The sequence below is a fragment of the Desulfovibrio desulfuricans DSM 642 genome (assembly GCF_000420465.1).
In the GTDB taxonomy this organism is placed as follows: Bacteria; Desulfobacterota; Desulfovibrionia; order Desulfovibrionales; family Desulfovibrionaceae; genus Desulfovibrio; species Desulfovibrio desulfuricans.
The window spans coordinates 180,457-197,681 of record NZ_ATUZ01000014.1; the positions used below are offsets into that span (position 1 = coordinate 180,457).

Annotated in this window: 14 protein-coding genes; 8 read left to right on the plus strand and 6 right to left on the minus strand. The window is 58.0% G+C overall.

What is annotated here, in order from left to right:
• Nucleotides 1-40: 40 nt before the first annotated feature.
• Both G449_RS0108960 and cydB read left to right on the plus strand, forming a co-directional pair.
• Nucleotides 41-1,357 (plus strand): cytochrome ubiquinol oxidase subunit I, encoded by a 1,317-nt coding sequence (locus tag G449_RS0108960; RefSeq protein ID WP_022658975.1) that lies wholly within the window; start codon nucleotides 41-43, stop codon nucleotides 1,355-1,357.
• Between the two features lie 2 nt (nucleotides 1,358-1,359).
• Nucleotides 1,360-2,385, plus strand: coding sequence for a cytochrome d ubiquinol oxidase subunit II (gene cydB, locus G449_RS0108965; RefSeq protein ID WP_022658976.1), 1,026 nt, complete (start codon nucleotides 1,360-1,362; stop codon nucleotides 2,383-2,385).
• Between the two features lie 234 nt (nucleotides 2,386-2,619).
• Here cydB and G449_RS16620 read toward each other — a convergent pair whose 3' ends face one another.
• Nucleotides 2,620-3,510 carry a hypothetical protein gene (locus tag G449_RS16620; RefSeq protein ID WP_022658977.1) on the minus strand — a complete coding sequence of 297 codons (891 nt, stop codon included), beginning with the start codon at nucleotides 3,508-3,510 and terminating at the stop codon, nucleotides 2,620-2,622.
• A 452-nt stretch (nucleotides 3,511-3,962) separates the two neighbouring features.
• On the opposite strand from G449_RS16620, the gene G449_RS0108975 reads away from it, so the two are divergent.
• Nucleotides 3,963-7,514, plus strand: a complete 3,552-nt coding sequence (locus tag G449_RS0108975) for an FAD-binding and (Fe-S)-binding domain-containing protein (protein WP_022658978.1) — start codon at nucleotides 3,963-3,965, stop codon at nucleotides 7,512-7,514.
• Between the two features lie 213 nt (nucleotides 7,515-7,727).
• On the plus strand, nucleotides 7,728-9,794 hold the full coding sequence (locus G449_RS0108980) for a hypothetical protein (RefSeq protein WP_159060461.1): 2,067 nt from the start codon (nucleotides 7,728-7,730) through the stop codon (nucleotides 9,792-9,794).
• Here G449_RS0108980 and G449_RS0108985 read toward each other — a convergent pair.
• From G449_RS0108985 to G449_RS0108995, 3 genes are all read right to left on the minus strand, one after another.
• Complete coding sequence (locus G449_RS0108985; protein WP_159060462.1) at nucleotides 9,783-10,097, minus strand: hypothetical protein; 315 nt, start codon at nucleotides 10,095-10,097, stop codon at nucleotides 9,783-9,785. The genes G449_RS0108980 and G449_RS0108985 overlap by 12 nt on opposite strands.
• Before the next feature lie 83 nt (nucleotides 10,098-10,180).
• On the minus strand, nucleotides 10,181-10,723 hold the full coding sequence (locus G449_RS0108990) for an NADPH-dependent FMN reductase (protein ID WP_022658981.1): 543 nt from the start codon (nucleotides 10,721-10,723) through the stop codon (nucleotides 10,181-10,183).
• A 101-nt stretch (nucleotides 10,724-10,824) separates the two neighbouring features.
• On the minus strand, nucleotides 10,825-11,229 hold the full coding sequence (locus G449_RS0108995) for a thioesterase family protein (protein WP_027180853.1): 405 nt from the start codon (nucleotides 11,227-11,229) through the stop codon (nucleotides 10,825-10,827).
• Between the two features lie 430 nt (nucleotides 11,230-11,659).
• Between G449_RS0108995 and G449_RS0109000 the strand changes: the two genes are divergently transcribed.
• From G449_RS0109000 to G449_RS0109010, 3 genes are read left to right on the plus strand one after another with little or no spacing between them, the layout of a single operon-like run.
• On the plus strand, nucleotides 11,660-12,760 hold the full coding sequence (locus G449_RS0109000) for a DctP family TRAP transporter solute-binding subunit (protein WP_022658983.1): 1,101 nt from the start codon (nucleotides 11,660-11,662) through the stop codon (nucleotides 12,758-12,760).
• A 55-nt stretch (nucleotides 12,761-12,815) separates the two neighbouring features.
• Nucleotides 12,816-13,298 carry a TRAP transporter small permease gene (locus tag G449_RS0109005; RefSeq protein WP_022658984.1) on the plus strand — a complete coding sequence of 161 codons (483 nt, stop codon included), beginning with the start codon at nucleotides 12,816-12,818 and terminating at the stop codon, nucleotides 13,296-13,298.
• 11 nt (nucleotides 13,299-13,309) lie between these two features.
• The gene (locus G449_RS0109010; RefSeq protein WP_022658985.1) at nucleotides 13,310-14,605 is read left to right on the plus strand and encodes a TRAP transporter large permease; all 1,296 of its coding nucleotides are present in this window, start codon (nucleotides 13,310-13,312) and stop codon (nucleotides 14,603-14,605) included.
• Nucleotides 14,606-14,860: 255 nt separating this feature from the next.
• Here G449_RS0109010 and G449_RS0109015 read toward each other — a convergent pair whose 3' ends face one another.
• Both G449_RS0109015 and G449_RS0109020 read right to left on the minus strand, forming a co-directional pair.
• Nucleotides 14,861-15,238, minus strand: a complete 378-nt coding sequence (locus G449_RS0109015; RefSeq protein WP_022658986.1) for a hypothetical protein — start codon at nucleotides 15,236-15,238, stop codon at nucleotides 14,861-14,863.
• Between the two features lie 349 nt (nucleotides 15,239-15,587).
• Entirely contained in the window at nucleotides 15,588-16,100 is a 513-nt protein-coding gene (locus tag G449_RS0109020; RefSeq protein ID WP_022658987.1) for a DciA family protein, read from the minus strand.
• Nucleotides 16,101-16,259: 159 nt separating this feature from the next.
• Between G449_RS0109020 and G449_RS0109025 the strand changes: the two genes are divergently transcribed.
• A complete protein-coding gene (locus tag G449_RS0109025; RefSeq protein WP_022658988.1) occupies nucleotides 16,260-17,183 on the plus strand; it encodes an ArsR/SmtB family transcription factor in 924 nt (307 codons plus the stop codon).
• Nucleotides 17,184-17,225: the final 42 nt, after the last annotated feature.

Sequence of the window (17,225 nt, forward strand, 5' to 3'; positions counted from 1 at the left end):
AAAAGCTATCTCGCCTGAAGGATATTCAAGGAGGGCCTACATGGACGTTGTAATGCTTTCGCGTTTGCAATTCGCTGTGGCCGTTTTTTTCCATTTCATATTCGTACCGCTTACGCTCGGTCTTTCCGTCATTCTCGCCTGGATGGAAACCCGCTATGTGCGTACCGGTGACGAATTCTGGAAAAAACAAGCCAAATTTTGGGGAAAACTTTTTCTCATCAACTTTACCCTGGGCGTGGTGACGGGCATCACGCTTGAGTTCCAGTTCGGCACCAACTGGTCCCGCTACTCGGAATACGTGGGCGATATTTTTGGCTCCCTGCTGGCTATTGAAGCCACGGTGGCTTTTTTTCTGGAATCCACGTTCCTTGCAGTGTGGCACTTCGGCTGGAACCGCGTTGGCAAAAAAATGCATCTTGCCTCAATTTACATTGTGGCATTTGCGGGCAACCTTTCCGCCCTGTGGATCATTCTTGCCAACGGCTTTATGCAGAACCCGATGGGCTATACCATCAATGAGGCTGCTGGCCGAGCTGAGCTTGCCAACTTCTGGCAGGTGGTAACCAATGGCTACGCCTGGGGCATGTACGCGCATACGGTGCTTGCATCGTGGGCGCTGGGCGGCTTTTTTGTGCTGGGCGTTTCGGCCTGGCATTTGCTGCGCAAAAGCCAGGTGGACTTTTTCAGGGCATCTTTCAGGATGGCCGCGCCTTTCACCCTGATTCTTGTATTGCTGCTGGGCCTTTCTGGCGACCAGCAGGGCAAGACTGTTGCCCAGGTGCAGCCTGCCAAACTGGCCGCGCTGGAATCCCACTGGGAAACCGGGCGCAACGTGCCTTTCTATCTGCTGGCATGGCCTGACGAGGCCAATGAAGGAAACAAGGTTCAGGCCATTGGCATTCCCGGTCTGCTGAGCTGGATTGCCTACGGCGACACCAACGCTGAAGTGAAGGGCCTCAAGGACTTTGCCAAGGAAGACCGCCCCCCGGTTATGCCTACCTTCCTGAGCTTTCGCGGCATGATCGCCATGGCAGGCCTGTTTGTGCTGCTGGCCGTGGGCGCCTTCTTGCAACGCAAGAAGGACGACCCCTGCCCCCTGCTGCTCAAGGCGCTGGTGTGGAACATCCCCCTGCCCTACGTTGCCATCATGCTGGGTTGGGCCGTGGCCGAAATTGGCCGCCAGCCCTGGATTGTTTATGGTCTCATGCGCACTTCCGACGCGGTTTCGCCAGTTCCAGCCGAGAATGTCGCCATTTCGCTGGGTGCCTTCATAGTGGTGTATTCCCTGCTTGGCCTTCTGGACATTTACTTGCTGCGTAAATACGCCATCAAGGGCCCTGACGCCCAGGAGGTATAGCCATGTTGGAAACCATCTGGTTTGTGCTGTGGGCATTGTTGTGGGCCGTGTACTTTATTCTGGACGGTTTTGATCTGGGCCTTGGCGCGTTGCTGCCCTTTTTGGGCAAAAACGAGTCTGAGCGCCGCATCATGTACAATGCTGCCGGGCCCTTCTGGGACGGCAACGAAGTGTGGCTTATTTCCGCTGGCGGCGTGACCTTTGCGGCTTTCCCCAAGGCCTATGCGGTCATGTTCAGCGCGCTGTACGCTCCGCTGCTTCTGCTGCTGTTCGCCCTTATTTTCAGGGCTGTTTCCTTCGAGTTCCGCAACAAGGTGGAACACGACAGCTGGCGCGCCCTGTGGGACGGTGTGCACTTTCTTGCCAACCTTATCCCCTGCGTGCTTCTGGGCGTGGCTTTCGCCAATCTGTTCATGGGCATTCCCATTGACGCCAAGGGCGTGTACCACGGCAATCTGCTTGCCCTGCTGAGCATTTACGGCCTTGCGGGCGGCGTGTTCTTTTTGTGTATGTTCCTGCTGCACGGCTCCCTGTGGCTGGCCATCAAGAGCACAGGCAGCCTGCAAACCCGCGCAGTGGCATCGGCCACCTTCCTGTGGCCTGTCATGCTGTTGCTGCTGGTGGTTTTTCTGGTTCTCACCGCCATGTACACCAAGCTGTACGCAAACTTTCTGGCCATGCCTGTTCTGTTTGTTCTGCCCTTGCTGGCGCTGGCGGGCCTTGTGGGTGCGCGCGTCATGCTGGGTGCGGGCAAGCTGTGGCTGGCCTGGGGGTGCAGCGCCGTGTTCATTCTTGGCGTTACCTTCTTTGGCGTGGCGGGCATGTTCCCCGGCATGATCATATCTTCCATTGATCCTGCCGCCACGGTCACGGCCTTTAACGGCGCTTCCAGCCAGCTGACGCTCAAGATCATGCTGGGCGTGGCTCTGGTCATGGTGCCCATCGTGCTTGCGTACCAGTTCTGGCTCTACAAGACCTTCTCCGCCCCTGTGACGGACGAGGATCTCAAGGACGAGCACGCCTACTAAACCCAGGCTGTTCCCCCCTTCCAAAAGCAACACCCCGCATCGCCTGATGCGGGGTGTTTTCATTTAAAGCCAACGGTGCAGCTTGTCGTTAACTTCATCAACCGGGGGCTGCGAACATTGCCAGCAGGATTGCCTGCGCTGTTCAGCGTTGCACGGTTGCGGGAACAATTCTGCGTCATAAAAAGCCAGCACGGCGAATCAATTCCGCGTGCTGGCTTTCCCTGTAAAAAGGCTCTAATCGGTGGATTCCACCTCACGCACGCAGTAGCCCTGATGCCGGAGCGGCGTAAAGTAATTGGTGCCCCAGGTCACGGCCAGCACAAAGAGCGCGGCGAAAAGACCGATGGCAGGGCTCCACACCGGGCTTGCGGAAAGGGCCAGCCGCATGAGCAGGGTGCCTATGACAAAACCCGAATTACGGAATACCGCATGAAAGGCAGGCATATACCGCTGTGCGATGAGCACCATGGCGATATCTGCAAAAATCAGAACGGTATAGAGTGTTTCAAAAAACTTGAGGTCTTCGCCGGTTTTGACAAAATGCATGAAATCTCGGGAGCCGATGAACAAAAATATTACAAACAGGGCCAAGGCCAACATTTTTTTGCTCATGACGTAGCGCATGCGCAGATCTGCGGTGGCGATAAAATGCAGGTGCTGCCGGGCAATGCGCTTGTACATCCCAAGGCACATATACACGGCCAGAGCCCCTGCCCCGGAAACAGCGATGCTGATAACCGGCAGCAGGTCGTCAACCACGCTGACCGGCTCCGGCAAATGCGCCAGTTCTTTAAAGGCGTTGCGCAGCAGAATAAGGGTAAGTATCTCAAACTGCTTGCCCATGGATTGCGAAAGGGAACTTGGGATCGCCAGAATCAGGCTCATGACCTCAAGCCCCAGAATCAGGGTAAAGGCCAGATGGATGGCGTAAAAATGGCTGTGCGGCGTAATCGCGGCCAGCCACGGGGGCAGAATGCCCATGCGCTTGAGTTCCACCCCAAGCAGGGCGAGCAGATATACCCAGAGGATGCACAGGGCCACGCGGCGCTGGGTGGCCGCACGCTCCCAGGCTGAGTGCAGCCAGTCAAAAACATCCGTAATTGGCTGTAATTTTATGATAAACATGCGGATAACTCCATAGATGAATACCCGAAGGCCCAGAAAGGCCCCGTCTGGAAGAAGAATATCTACAGCTTGCCAAATGTCAAAGACTACTAATCCTGTTATGGCAGACGGAATCATGGGTAGCATGCGTGAGCCAATGCCCTGTGCACTTGCCTTCCATCAATATAGAACGTAGAGAAAAGGCTTCCCCCGCGTTGCAGACCTTCGGCTTGCCCGATGGGTTTGAACAGTGTCGGCGGCCTGCGGCCTGCCGAGAGCGCGAGTTTTTTCCAAACTGCCATGCCGCCCGACCCCGCATCACAACGGGCATCGGTTCGGCATGGTCGGCTATTGGGCGACTCGCCAATGCGCGGGAAAACAGGAGGTGGATTGAGCATGCCCCGCCTGTCTTCACGGATTTGACCGGCGGCAACGCCGCAAGAGCTTCATCGAGCTTTACGAGGTAGAACGTCATGCCCCACAAGGGTCCGCATATCTCCATTTCTCCCGACTATGTGGTGAACAGGATTCTGCGCATCAACATTGATGACTTTGCAGAATGGCCCGAATCTGTACGCAACCTGGCCATCGCCATAGCCGAAGAACTTTTTCTGGTGGCCTACAACCCCTTTATCAATGCGGAAACCGTGCGCACCAGCGTGCGCGAAAGCTATGACAAGGAATCGGTCTCCCTGGCGCACTATTACGCCACAGCCATCAGCGAAGGCCTCACCATGTTCTGGTCGGCCCACGAGGCCGAAACCGCCTTCCGCGCCAAGCTGGTGGACGCCCTGCACGGCGTTTTGCCCGATGAATGCATTCTGACCAATCCCGCCGCCATGGTGGAATCGGCAACAGACGCCACCGACTTGCGCATGGAACTGCCCCTGCTGGTGGTTGAACCGGACAATACCGAGCAGGTGGCCGAGCTTGTAAAGCTTGCCAACGACATGAAGTTTGCGCTCATTCCGCGCGGCGGCGGCTCCGGCATGACCGGCGGCGCTGTGCCCGCGCGCAAGCGCACGGTTATTGTCAGCCTTACGCGGCTGACGCGCATCGGGCCTGTTGACCTTGAAGCCATGACTGTAACCTGTCAGGCAGGGGCCATCACCCAGGCCGTCATCAACGCTGTGGATACCGCGGGCGCGCTGTTTTCCGTTGATCCGGCCTCCAAGCAGGCCTCGACCATCGGCGGCAACGTTTCTGAAAACGCGGGCGGCCCCAGCGCCTTTGAATATGGCACCACGCTGGATAACCTGTTGTGGTGGCGCATGGTCACGCCCACAGGTGAAATCATCACCGTTGAGCGTGAAAACCACCCCCGCCACAAGATCCTGCCTGACGAAACCGCCGTCTTTGTGGTCAAGGACGTAAGCGGCGGCGTGCGCAACGTGGTGCACCTGCGCGGCGACGAAATCCGTCTGCCGGGCCTTGGCAAGGACGTGACCAACAAGGTTTTGGGCGGCCTGCCGGGCATGCAGAAAGAAGGCGTGGACGGCATTATTACCGAAGCCTGCTTTATCGTTCACCCCAAGCCCAAGTACAGCCGAGTCATGGTGCTTGAATTCTTTGGCCGCTCCATGCACCCCGCCGCCATCGTGGTGCGCGAGCTGGTGGCCCTGCGCAACCGCATCCGGCAGGAAGGCGACTACGCCCACCTCTCGGCCATGGAAGAATTCAACGCCAAGTACGTGCAGGCCATTGAATACAAGCGCAAGTCCGAGAAATACGAGGGCTCGCCCATTTCGGTTATCATCCTGCAGGTGGATGGCGACGATCCCTACCTGCTCGACAAATGCGTGGGCGACATCGTGGGCGTTGTGGAACAGCAGGACAACGTGGACATCATCGTTGCCGCTGATGACAAGGAAGGCGAACGCTTCTGGGAAGACCGCCACAAGCTCTCGGCCATTGCCAAGCGCACCTCCGGCTTCAAGATGAACGAAGACGTGGTCATCCCCATGGACCGCATCCCCGACTTTGCGCTGTTCCTCGAGCAGATCAACCTGGAATGCACGGCGGCCTCCTACCGTTACGCCTTGCAGGAAGTGGGTCGTCTGCCGGGCTTCCCCATGGAAGACAAGGACTTTAACCGCGAGTTTTCGCAGGCCTCCAAGGCTGCCTCGGGCGATGTTGCCGCCACCGAAATTTCGGATATGGAACTGGCCGCCCGCTCAGAAGACTTTCTTGCCAAGCTCAAGGAAAAATACCCCCATCTTGCCAAAAAGATCGACAAAATCAGGGAATACATGGATGCCAGCCGCATTGTGGTTGCCAGCCACATGCACGCAGGCGACGGCAACTGCCATGTGAACATTCCCGTGAACTCCAACGATGCCCACATGCTTGAAGAAGCGGAAGAAACCGCAGCCCGCATCATGGCCGAATGTCAGGAAATGGGCGGCGAGGTTTCGGGCGAGCACGGCATAGGCATCACCAAAATCGCCTTTTTCGGCAAAGACAAGATGGACGCCCTGCGCGCTTTCAAGGAGCGCGTGGATCCCCGCGATGTGATGAATCCGGCCAAGCTGGTCTTTCGCGAACTGCCGGTGCGCCCCTTTACCTTCTCGTTCAACCGCCTGATCCGCGATATTCGCGAAAGCGGCCTGCCCGACAAGGAAAAGCTCATCAGCCTGCTCACCTCCATTCAGGTTTGCACACGTTGCGGCAAGTGCAAGCAGGTATGCTCCATGTGCTATCCCGAGCGCTCCATGCAGTACCACCCCCGCAACAAGAACATGGTGCTGGGCATGCTGCTGGAGGCCGTGTACTACAGCCAGGTCAACAAGGGCCGCATCGAGGAAAGCCTGCACAAGGCCCTGCGCGATATTGTGGAGCACTGCACCGCCTGTGGCCGCTGCATGGCCAACTGCCCGGTCAAGATTCCCTCGGGCGAGGTGGCCCTTACCCTGCGCGCCCTGCTGGAACACGAAGGCGCTGGCGGCCACCCCATCAAGGGACATGCCCTTGAGTGGCTCTCGCGCGATATTCAGCACCGTGTGCCCAAGGCGGCCAAAATGGCCTCGCTCGGGCAGAAGATGCAGAACAAGTTCCTTGGTTTTGTGCCAGAAATATGGAAGCGCCGTCTGAAAAGCCCGCTCTTTTCTGGTCGCGGCCCCAAGATGGGCTACACAAATCTGTATGAAACCCTCAAACTGCACAGGGGTTCCATTTTTGCGCCTGCCGAGCCAACGCCGGGCATGCCCTGCGTCTTGTACTTCCCCGGTTGCGGCGGCGCGCTGTTCTATGACCGCATCGGCGTTTCGTCCATCATGCTTCTGCTCAAGGCCGGCTTTGCCGTAGCCGTGCCGCCCCGGCACATGTGCTGCGGCTTCCCCTTGCTGGCTGCGGGCATGGATACGGCCTTTGAAGACAACATGGCCCAGAACCGGCAGTATCTGGCCTCCATGCTGCGCAATCTTGCCAAGCTGGGCTTTGACTGCAAGCATATGGTCACAGCCTGCGGCTCGTGCCGTGACGGTCTTGAACGCCTGCACATGGAAACGCAGTTCCCGCAGTTGACCCTGCGCGATGTGGGGCAGCTTACCCTGCCCCTGCTGGACAAGGACAAGCTCAAGTCTCCCCTGCCGGAAGGCTCAACGGTTCTGTACCACGGCGCGTGCCACTGCGAATGGGCCGATGTGCACAAGATCAAGGGACAAAAGCAGATTATCAAGGCGCTGGGCGACTTCAGCGGTGCCAAGATTGCGCTCAACCCCGGCTGCTGCGGCGAGTCGGGCATGGGCGCCATGACCTCGCCCGACATCTACAACCTGCTGCGTTCGCGCAAACAGTTGCGCCTTGGCGAAGCCTTTGAACAGGGCAACGACGGCCCCGTGATTGTGGGTTGCCCCTCGTGCAAGATCGGTATTGGCCGCTGCCTCATCAACATGCGCGACAAACGCCCTGTCATGCACGTGGTAGAATGGCTGGCCGGGCAGGTGGATGGCGAAGACCGCCGCCAGACCTTCCGCAAAAAAGTCAACGAAATGCGCGGCGAAGTGCGCGTTATTGACGTAAAATAACTGCCTTATCATCAGGCGGCTTGCACATGCAGACTCGGCCTCTTGCCTCTGGTGAGGCCAGCATACATTCCCAAAATACAGCGCGGGGGGTTCCGGTTACGGGGCCTCCCGCGCAAACACAAGGTCTGTCAGCATATGGCGCACCCTGCCGATTCCTGCCCCGCACACAGCGGTAAATCCCCGGCCCCTGAATTTAAGGCGGATACTTTTACCTTGCCTGCTCCCGGTTGGGGATGGTGGGTGGCGCTGGTGGTGGTGCTGCTGCCCTTTGCCTATGCCTTTGGCTTTCTGTTTCCGCGCGGGGATGACTTTGATGAAGTCACCAGAGCCATGTTCCCCTTTGATCTGCCCGGCGGGCTGTATGAAATTGCCCGCGAATGGCTGACCTGGAGCGGACGCTACACCTACCACTTTCTGGCGGTTTTTCTTGGCAAGGCGGGCGAAATCCGCCCCCTTTACGGGCTTGTGTGCGCCGGCGTGGCGGCGCTGTTCGGCCTTGGCCTGTTCGGCCTTGCGCGGGTGGTAAGCGTCCGGCACGGCGGGGCCGCTTTTTGCGGGCTGCTGGGCGTGCTTGTGGTGCTTGCCGGTCATCAGAGCCTGCCCAACTTCTACCTGCTGACAGATGCGCTCACCATGGGCCTTTTGCAAGCCACGACCCTTGTCTTTCTGTGGATGCTGTGCCGCCTGTGGGCCGCTCCGACAACCGAGGCCCGCAAGGCGCGGCGTCAGGCCATCATGGTGGGTGTACTGACTGTGGGAGTGTTTGAACATTCGGCGCTGGCGGCTTTGACGGCATGCACGGTTGCTGTGCTGCTGGCTCTTGCGGATCGCTTTGCAAGCAGAGAGACGGAACCCGATGGCACGCAAAACGCCCGCACCCGTCTGCGCCATTTAAGCGTTCTGTGGATATGGGTTTTCGGGGCTTTGCTGTTTTCCTTTCTTGCTCCGGGCAATCAGGTGCGCAGGGCTGCCCGCCATATCGGCACAGACATACAGCTGCGCCAGCTTGCCGCAGCTTTTGACGAATGGCGGCAGGTGGCCTTTTGGTTTTTTGACGGCCTGTGGCCGTGGGCTGTTCTGCTGCTGGTGCTTGTGTTGCGCGGCATGCGCGGGCAATGCTCCATCGTGGGCAAGGGGACTGCGCGTTCCGGCCTGCTAATGGCAGTTTTGGCCATAGCCGCGTATCTGGGGCTGTCAGCCCTGCTTACCGTGCTGCATGCCCTCAGCGATGTGACCATCAGCTCCACTGGCAAACTGCCCGCAGGTCTGACCATTTTTTCAGCCTATGCCTGGGGCTTTGCCCTCTGGGGCTTGCTGAACGCGTTCCCTTCTGTGGAACGCGCCTTGGCGCGGCTGCCCCAACGGGCGCTCATGGCTGCGCTGCTTATTCCCCTGCTGGCTCTGCTTGCCAGCAGTTCCAACTGGCGCAACACCATGACCAATGCCGCCAACGGCAGCATGCTCCACCTTGGGCTGCAATTGCAGGAACGCTACGACACGTTGCATGCCTTGGGTGATGCCGCCCAGCCAAAGGATGCGCCGCCGCGCTTCGGCCTGCTTGGCGAAATCTACCGCCCTGGCGCGCGCAAACGGGCCATTGACACGAACCTGCCCCTGCCTGTGGTGCAGCGCAGTATTCCGGCGATGGTCTTTCCTGTACAGATGGATGAGGCCTTGCCAGCGCAACCTGAAACATGGCCCAACCTCTGGGCAGCCTGGATGCTGGGCCTTGGCGGCGTATACAGCGCGCCGCCCGTGGCCTCCGCAGCCGTGGCGGCGCTGGAGGCACCTGCGGACATGGCCGCGCAAAAGCCCGTAACGCTGGGCTTGCCGCAGGCCTTGCAAGATGCGGGAATTGACGCGGCGTGGCTGGTGCGCGCCAATGGCGCGCCGTCAAACGTACCACCCACAGCGGCTACCACCACGTTCAGTGATCTGTGGCTGGTGCTTCACGGGCAGGATATTTCAAAGATTGAGCGCATTGCGGTTTTGCGGCTCAACAGAACGGACTGGCGCAGGCTTATGCCCATATTTCTGCAAGGGCTGGCGGCATCCCATATTCTGGATCTGCGGGTGCTTGCAGGCAGCGCTGCCGGAGGCTCCGCCTATCAGCAAATACTGACCGCATTGGCAGGCGAACAAATCCACTTCAAGGCTGAAGGCTGGAAAGTCGGCGAGTATCTGGCAGTGCCCGTGAGCCAGGCAGTCAATGCCCCGCTGGGCCTTTTTGTGAGCCTGAACAACGGCCCCATGCACCGGCTTGATTTGTCAAAACCCTGACCAGCCGAACGTTGCAAATGCGCGCAAGCGCAGGAGCCGATCAAGGCTGGTCTGACCAGCCTGAGCTGGTTGGCGAGTTTGGGCTGGCGTGGTTTGGCGGTCAGCTTGCGTCGGCTTGATCAGGCTATTTTGCCCAAGGCACGGCCCGCAGGCTGGCAGCTCCTTCTGGAGCGCGATGGATTCCGCTACGCCGCAATCCACCAGGGCATACGCGTCCAGCAGCAGACTCATGCCCGGCATGCGCTCACCCCTGCGGTTGTTGTACCTGAAGTGTTGTGCGTCTTTTTCCTGACTGGCAGCCATTTCCGTTTCCTTGCCAACGCGCAGCCCCGCAGAAAGCCACTGCCGAAGCAGCGGCCTGTCCACGGGGCTGGCAGATACGGGGGCTACTTCAGCCGCAGCGTCCAGTCGGTCATGGCCTGCATGAGGGCCGTTGCCTGACCCGCAAGGCCTTCATCCTGCACATCGCCGTTATCAGCAAAGGCAGGCGTGAAAGCGTTGGAAAAAAGCTCAGGCTTGTTCAGCACGTGCAGATTCAGATACACGCATACCTGGCGCAGATGATACTGCGCCCGCGATGTGCCCATGCCGCCGCCAGCGCCCACGATGCAGGCGGTTTTGCCTGTAAGGGGCGCGAGGTCGGGTTCGCGCGAGAGCCAGTCCAGCGCGTTTTTCAGCGCGGGAGCAAGAGAATAGTTGTATTCTGGGCAGGCCAGAACCAGCCCGTCCGCTGCGCTCACCAGATCAATGAGGCGCTGCACCACAGCGGTTTTTTCAATATCCGCATTGTAAAACGGCAGAGCGGAAATATCTGCAATTTCAAGGCTTACATTCTGAGGAAGATGCGCTGCGCAGCACCGCAAAAGCCCGGTATTGCGCGAAGCCTTGCGCAGACTGCCCGATATGCCGACAAAGGTAAGGTTGCCCATAACTACTCCTTAAGGGTTGCATAGACACGAGTAGTTTACTGTGTTTTTAGGCAAAAGCCCATATGCCAGTGCCGCCGAAATCCCGCAGGGAGGGTCGTTTGTCAGGCTTTTGCCTTGTCCCTGGTTCTGCTCTCAAATTTATCTTTGTTCACAACCACGCGCTCGTGGGTGCCCTCGCCGATCAGCCCAGTTTCGTCATAGGCAGCCACCCTGAAACTCAGGCCTTTGCCATTTGGGGAAACTACGGTTACCTCTGCGGTAAAGCGCACCTTCATACCCTGCGGCGTCGCTGCCACATGGCTGACGCTGATGCCGGTTCCTACGGTCGTCTGCCCTTCTTCCAGGTATGGCTGCACCACATCCACGGCGGTGCCTTCCATCCAGGCTACCATCATGGCCGTGGAAAACACGCTGACCTTGCCGCTGCCCACCGTGCTTGCCAGCATGGCCTCGGTAACAGTGGTTTCTGCCGTGCCGTTCATGCCGGGCGTAATAGTATTGCTCATGCCTGCCTCGCTGGCTTTTAACATTGTGCATGCCAGGCGCTCGCGGCAACTGCCATGCGTATTTTCATTCTTTGTGGATGATAGATGACTTGCTGCCCGCTTTCAACACGATTGCCCCACGCCCTGAATATGCCCATTGAGCATGATGCTGCCGCTTAAAAAAATCTCGACCCCCAAGCATAAGTCTGGCATCATTACCAAAACCTTGCACGTGATCTTTTTTTACCGAGGGTACATTGCAGCGGCAACGCCCGGCCACAAGCCCCGCTGCAACACCTGCCGGCGTCCATCGGCCCACAAGGCTGCCTTAAGGATCTCGTTTTCACGACAAAGCTGCCGCGCTCCAAGCGGCGCGGCTTTCTTGTTCTTTGCGCGCAATTCTTTGCGAGCAAGGCCTTTTCGTTCACCTTTTTGATGAGGAGTCCGTTTTATGAAGGGCTTTTTGCGTTGGACATGGGGCGTTGTGTTCGTCTGCCTGCTGGCGGGCGGCGTGTTGACCGCATTGCCGCAACAGGCGGCTGCGGCGGCCTACAAGGCGGAATACAAACTCAGCGTGGTACCCGGCGCAACATCCGGGTGGGGCCTCACGGCAGCCCGCTTTGCGGAACTGGTGCACGAGCGCACCAACGGGCGCATCAATATCAAGGTCTACCCCTCCAGCCAGTTGCTGGCAGGCAAGCAGACTTCCGAATTTCTCATGCTGCGCAATGGTGCCATTGACTTTGCCCTGGCATCGCCGATCAACTGGTCGCCGCAGATCAAGGAACTGAACCTCACAGCCCTGCCATTTCTCATGGCTGTGCAGCCCGACCGCTACAAAGCCATAGACGCCGTTACCTCCGGCAAGTCTGGTACAATGCTGATCGCCGCCGTTGAAAGCAAGGGCGTCAAAATCCTCGGATGGGGCGAAAACGGCTTCCGCGAAATGACCACAAGCAAAGGCCCCATCACCAAGTCTGAAGATATGCAGGGCCTGAAAATTCGCGTGGTGGGCAGCCCGATCTTTATTGATACGTTTCGTGCTCTGGGCGCGAACCCGGTCAACATGAACTGGGCCGAAGCCACCACGGGCTTTCAGCAGGGTGTTGTGGACGGGCAGGAAAATCCCACCAACGGCATCAACATCCCCCTGAAAATATGGGACTATCATAAATTCCTCTGTGATTGGCACTACGTCATCGACCCCCTGATGCTGGGCGTAAACCCCGGCGTGTGGAAGAGCTTTTCGCCTGAAGACCAGCAGATTCTGCTGGCCTGCGCCAAGGAGATGGAGCTGTACGGCAAGGCGCTCTCCCGCCTGGGCATGGATGACGGACAATCCAAGGCCTACCTTGAAAAAATCGGCAAGCTCCCGGAAATTACCGATCCTTATGCCTGCCTTGAGCAGCATGGCATGACCGTGACACGCCTTAGCCCGGAGCAGACTGCCCAGTTCTTCAAGGCCACACAGGCCGTGCGCGATGAGTGGACTGCAAAGATCGGGGCCGATCTTGTCAAAGCGGCAGAGCAGGACATGGCGGCTGCGAAATAGCATAACAATAGCCCCCTTTTGCAGCCAGCGGCTCAGGAGGGGGCTTTTTTCAGGGATGGGCAAGAACATGTGGAGTTTGCTGGACAGACGGTTTGAGGACTACCTGGGATCGTTCATGCTGGCTGCTATGGCGGCCATTGCTTTTATCAACGTGGTAGTGCGCTACTGCACCTCTTTTTCTTTTGCCTGGACAGAAGAACTGACCATCAATTTTTTCGTCTGGATAACCATGCTGGGAACAGCCCGGGCATTCCGCGAAGGCGGACACCTGGGCATGACCGCCCTGTACAATGCACTGCCCTTGCGTTTTCGCCGCGCATGCTACTGGGGCTCCGTGCTGCTGGCGGTATGCTTTTTTGGCGCTCTGTTCTGGACAGGGCTCACCGAAGTGCTGGACGAAATTGACCTTGAGGCTACTTCCGAAGCTTTGGGGATTCCGGTGTGGTGGTACACCATTGCCACGCCCGCGTTTTCCCTGCTGATCATTTTCCGCATTGCGCAAAGGGCCGTTGAAGACCAGCGCGCCAACAACTTTTAGGAGGCGGGACTATGGATTCCCTGTTACACGATCCCGCATTCTGGCTGCTGGCGCTTTTCATCATCCCCCTGTTGCTGCGGGTGCCCATTGCCCTGGCGCTGGGCTTTTCCGCCCTCGCTGTGGTGTGGAAGTGGGATATGGGACTTAACATGCTTTCCTACAATTTTTTTGCAGGAATAGCCAAGTTTCCCCTGCTGGCCATCCCCTTCTTTATTCTGGCGGGCTACATCATGGAGCGCGCAGGCATTGCCGCCCGCATTGTGGCGCTTATGGAAGCGCTGGTCGGCTCCATGACAGGCGGGCTGGCAGTCGCAACGGTTGCGGTTGCCACCTTCTGGGGCGCTGTGAGCGGCTCCGGCCCTGCAACGGTTGCTGCGCTGGGTCTTATTCTTATTCCCGGCATGGCCAAGGCTGGCTACGATAAAGCCTTTGCCACCGCAACGGTTTCCGTTACCTCCGGGCTTGCCATCGTCATCCCGCCAAGCATTGCCTTTATCGTTTATGGCGGTGTTGCGGATGTTTCTGTGCCTGCGCTCTTTGCGGCTGGTTTTATCCCCGGCGTTGTGGTCGCCGTATTCATTATGGGCGCGGTGCTGCTCATATCCCGCAAGCACGGGTACAAGGGCAAGGAGCGGCAACAGCCTGTCAGCAAGGCTCTGCGCGAGGCCTTTTGGGGCATCATGACCCCGGTGGTTATTCTGGGCGGGATTTACGGCGGCGTGTTTACCCCCACCGAGGCCGCTGCGGTTGCCATCTTTTACGGCCTCTTTGTGGGCGTCTTTATTTACCGCACCATCAACAGCCTTTCGGTGATGGTTGAAATTCTCACTGAAACCGTCAAGGCCACGGCCGTTGTCATGATTGTGGTTACCTGCGCAGGCCTGTACTCCTGGGTGGGATCAACCGTGGGGCTTGTAGAAAAATGTTCTGGCGTTCTGCTGGGCGTTTCGGAAAATCCCTGGATTGTCCTGTTCATGATCAACATCATCCTGCTGCTTGCGGGCATGTTGCTGGACGCCATTTCCATCTACTATGTTTTTCTGCCCTTCATGCTGCCCATTATGACGCATTTTCAGTGGGACCCTGTGTGGTTCGGCATCATGATGACCACCAACCTTGCCGTGGGGCAGGTTACGCCGCCTGTTGCGGTTAATCTGTACGTAGGGGCCAAGATCAGCGGCCTGACCATGGAGCAGATCAGCAAAGCGGCCCTGCCGCTCATTGGCGCTGCCCTGCTTGCTCTGGCTGTCATAACCGCATTCCCGGAACTCTCCACCTTTATGCCCAAGCTGCTGGGCCTGTATTGATGACACACAGTGCCCGGCCCCGCCGTGATTTGGGGTCGGGCACCAATGCAGAGCCAGACTTCAGCCCCCCCTAAGACCGGACAAGGCATTGCCAAGCCCCCCGCAGCACACGTTTATGGATACTGCGGTCACTCGCAGGGTGTGGCCCAAGACATCTGGAAAGCAGAAAATGAAAAAGCCCTCGCAAAGAGGGCCGTTTCATGTGGAGGTTGCTGCCGCCAACGCATACGCGGTGACTGCGGCTATATGGAAAAATCAGGCATTGGCTGCCTTGAGCATCTCTTCAACCATGGAGAGCGAAGGGGTCGCGCCAGAATCAAGGCCGCACAGGCCACGCACTGCCAGCATGAGCATGTCAAACTGGAGGGCCATTTCGGTCACGCCGTTATGGATCACGCACACATCGCCGCGCATGAACAGCTTGTAGGCGTGACGGCTGCGCTCCTGACCGCTGGAACGAACAATGTAATAGATCTGTTCATTGCTTTCGGTCACATACAGCTTTTGGCGGGTAAGTGTGCCAAGCGATTCGTCATACCAGGAACATTCCGAAAAAAGACGACCGCAAAAAGCAAAGTCGCAGCCGTTGTCCTGTTTCAGGCAAATGTCTTCCATGGTTTTCTGCACGTCCATTCATTCCCTCCGCAGGCTCAGACCATCAAACAATGGCCACAAAAATCCCCAGTTAACGTTGGGGAAAACTAGCACTGCACCAGAAGCGTTGTCAATAAAGCGCAGCAAGCGAACAACAAAATCGCATGCACAAAGTGCAATTAAAATTTATAACACACCGATATATATGCTTAAAAAAGATATGTTTTCTTTTGCGGTTTACCCTAAAGAAAATGGAATACCGCGCTTGCCATGAATAAAACCGAGGGTAGAAGGCAAGGGCACTCACAGGTAGCTTTTCTGTCCGGAGCGCTCGTTGCTCTCAACACGCATTGCGGTTGCGGCTCTGGCGGGTCTTACCGTCGGCTGCTCAGCGTGTGCGCCGCCGCCGGATAAAGCGCGCATAGGCTCGCGCCACCGGCGATGCAGGATCCATTGCCTCCAGATATACGCCATCAGCGCGCAGAGGCTCTGGTGCTCGCAACCGGGGCGCTGGCTTATCCGCACTTGCTGTTTTCCGTGTTGCGGCCTTGTCCAGCCCGGTCTTGCCCATGAGCAGGCTGACCTTTATGGCGCTGAAAAAAGGCTGTTCCATAAAGGCATTGACCCTCTCCAGCATTTCGCCCGCCATAAGGTGCAGCTCCTGCGCCAGCATGGCATCCTCTGCCCCGATAAGCAGAACATCCCGATGATGCCCCATGGGCCGCGCCAAAGGCGTAAGATCAGGCCCCATGACCATGCCCCAGTTGAGCCAGAGCTGTTGTAACCGCGCTCGCGTTTCTCCCTGGCCGGGGGCCGCGCCGAGCCCCGCCATCACGGAGGTCATGACCTCCATGGCGTGTACGGGCTGAGAGTCTTTCTGTCGTTTGCGGAATACGGCCATTATCCTTCCTCGAAAACAGGCGATGACCCTGATCCTGGCTGGGATTCGGGTGTTGCTGGGCGCGGACTTCTGGCTATGCCTGTTTTGAACATATTGACTATATGCTGATATATTGATACTTACATCAATCAAATTTGATTTACTGAAACTGGACAGATAATGGCACTTTTATTTTTCAAAGCGCTGTCGGACGAAACCCGCCTCCGGCTGGTTCACATTCTGCTGCATTACGAACTCTCGGTCAACGAGCTGGTCAGTATCCTTGATATGGGGCAATCGCGTGTTTCGCGGCACCTCAAGATTCTTACCGAGGCCGGGCTGCTCACCTCGCGCCGTGATGGCCTGTGGGTTTTTTATGCCACGCCTCGCGCGGGCGAAGAGCTTGATTTTTTGCGCGCCATCACGCCCTTTGTCCACCCGGATGCCGCCATGCGGGCAGACCTCAATATGGCCGCCCAGATTCTTGAAGAACGCGCGCTCAAAACCCGCCAGTTCTTTAACGCCATTGCGGAAGACTGGGACGAGCTGAACCGCGAGGTTCTTGGCAGCTTTGATCTGGCCGAGGCAGTTTGCGATGCCATGCCTGACGGCTGCGGCACCGCAGTAGACCTCGGCTGCGGCACGGGCGCTGTGCTCACGCGTATGCTGCCCAAGGCGCAAGGGGTCATTGGTGTGGACGGCTCGGCCCGCATGCTTGAGATCTGCCGCCGCCGCTTTACGCCGGAGGATCTGGCCGAGGGCCGCGTTTCACTGCGCATTGGCGAACTGAGCCACCTGCCGCTGCGCGACCACGAGGCGGATTTTGCCTGCATCAACCTTGTGCTGCACCACCTTTCAGATCCGGCTGAAGGCCTGCGCGAGATCCGGCGCATCATGGCGGTGGGCGGCAGGTTTTTTGTGGCCGATTTTCAACGCCATGCCGATGAAACCATGCGCTCCCGCTACGGCGACCGCTGGCTTGGCTTTGACGAACAGCAGCTTGGCCTTGATCTGGCTGCGGCTGGCTTTGCGGTTTTGCACTGCAAGCACATGCAGGTGAACAGAAACATGACCATGCTTCTGCTCAGCGCCGAAGCCCGCTGACAACCTAGCCCAGCGGCTCATATTTCCCCAAATTTCACCGAC